Genomic DNA, 965 nt, shown 5'->3' with positions numbered 1-965 from the left:
CCCACGTGTCGCTGAATGGTTTCCGGATCAAACAGGGCGGTTGAATATCCTAACGCACCAGTGATTTCGCCATTGCTCTCCCCCAGATGCAGCTCCAAATCGAACTTGGCTACGTCATACTCCAGTTCAAACGGCTGCACGGTCAAACCTGGCAATTGCCACTCGCCCTTGTCCATGTTTTGCCAGGCTAACATCACCTGGAACAGTGGCGAATGGGCCAGGCTTCTTGGCGGGTTTACCATTTCCACTATCTGTTCAAACGGCAAATCCTGATGCTCCTGCGCAGCAAGCACCCTGTCACGCACCTGCTTCAACAGCGCTGCCGTATTCAATTCCCCGGACAGATCAATACGGATCGCCAGCGTATTCACAAAGAAGCCGATCAATGCTTCTGTTTCATGACGCCCCCGGTTGGCGCTCGGGGTACCGATCACCAGATCTGACTGGCCGGACAAGCGCGACAACACTTCCCCCCAGGCCGCTATCAACACCATGAACAGCGTAACACCGTGTTTCTGGCTCAGGGCCCTGAGTTTCTCCGTGGTCGCGGCATCAATGCATACGGGGACAAAGGCACCTGCCAGGCTCTGCTTATCCGGGCGGGGCCTGTCGGTCGGTAAGTCAAGCAAAACAGGCGCGTCAGCAAGTGTCTCTCGCCAGTAGTCAGCCTGAGACTGCAGTAACTCCCCTGAAAGATATTGACGTTGCCATGCCGCATAATCCGGATATTGAATGGTCAACGGTGCCAGCGGGCTGGCTTCGCCCGCCAGAGCAGCCTGATACAGGGTACTCAGCTCCGTCATGAGCACCGAGAATGACCAGCCGTCAGAGACAATATGGTGCTGCGTCAACAAAAAGAGATGCTCATCGTGAGCCAGCGCAAGCAGACGTGCACGCACCAACGGCCCCTGAACGAGGTCAAAGGCAGTGTGGGCCTCGTCGGCACAAAATGCGGCAATGGCTGC

The 965-nt window shown here is 56.4% G+C and carries 1 protein-coding gene; it reads right to left on the bottom strand.

Annotated features, from left to right (window positions below; all coding sequences use genetic code 11):
- A partial coding sequence (locus GJV78_RS22670; protein WP_230979227.1) for a condensation domain-containing protein occupies positions 1–965 on the bottom strand: 965 nt, incomplete at both ends.

This window comes from Intestinirhabdus alba (genome assembly GCF_009711095.1).
Lineage (GTDB): Bacteria > Pseudomonadota > Gammaproteobacteria > Enterobacterales > Enterobacteriaceae > Intestinirhabdus > Intestinirhabdus alba.
Note: the sequence above shows the minus strand (reverse complement) of the source record. Positions and strands in the feature narration are given on the sequence as shown.